1 protein-coding gene is annotated in these 1,052 nt (G+C 42.4%); it reads left to right on the plus strand.

Features of this window, described 5'->3' with window-relative positions; translation table 11 throughout:
- Positions 1 to 778 (plus strand): sigma 54-interacting transcriptional regulator (locus V7068_RS20325; protein ID WP_499714296.1); only part of this gene is annotated, 778 nt, incomplete at its 5' end.
- Positions 779 to 1,052: the final 274 nt, after the last annotated feature.

The following is a 1,052-nucleotide window of genomic DNA, read 5'->3' on the forward strand; positions in this document are numbered from 1 at the left end:
GTTTGGCTATGAGGATGGTGCTTTTACAGGTGCGAAAAAAGGCGGTAAGAAGGGGCAGTTCGAACTGGCCGGTGGAGGAACGCTTTTCTTGGATGAAATTGGGGACATGCCGCTCTCGATGCAAAGCAAACTATTAAGGGTGCTGCAGGAAAAAGAGGTTGTTCGTGTAGGCGGCTATAAGTCAATCTCTGTTGATGTACGGATTATCGCTGCCACCCATCGTGATTTAGAAAAGATGGTTGAAAAAGGGGAGTTCCGTCAAGATTTATATTATCGCTTAAATGTCATTAAAATTGATATTCCTCCGCTAAGGGAAAGAAAGGCAGATATCCCCCCGATTGCGAGACGGTTATTAAAAAAATTGGAGACGAGATTTTATCGCAATAGCATTGAGCTGTCTGCTGAAGTAAAAGAAAGGCTGATGCAGCACTCATGGCCGGGGAACATTCGCGAATTGGAAAATGTTTTGGAGCGTTCGATTAATGTGCTGGACGGTAAAACGATTAAGGTATCCCACCTGCCTTTGTATTTGCGCGATTTTGAGCCGGAGGACGGTAGCGCCATTCATTTCTCCGATCAAGAGGTTTCTCCAAATCTTGTGTCAGCATCGGAACCATCGTTCGTTCAGCCATTGAAGGAGACGCTGGCGCAAGTGGAAAAGCAAGCGATTGAACATGCTTTAGCGGTTACGAAAGGTAATAAGCTAGAAGCGGCTCTGCTGCTGGAAATTAGTAAAACGAGTTTTTACGATAAATGTAAGTTATATGATATAAAATAAAGAGAGGCTAGTCGTAAAGTTCACTTTTAGTCTAGAGAAATCGCAATTGGAAATCGGCGTGATATAGGGCCGTTTGATCATCTAAAAATTGAAAATAGATGTGATACAGTGGAAACAATAAATCTCCCCTATTAGAAATGGTTTTAGAACTTGTCTAATAAGGGGGATTATTATTTTACGGTAATGTAGATTCTAAATAAACACAAAACAGCTGCCGGGAATTTCCCGACAGCCAGGATAAGGCTAAAATTAGTTTTTACCGGGCCCTTTGCCA

The organism is Bacillus sp. JJ634 (assembly GCF_036962285.1).
GTDB classification, from domain to species: Bacteria; Bacillota; Bacilli; order Bacillales; family DSM-1321; genus Peribacillus; species Peribacillus asahii_A.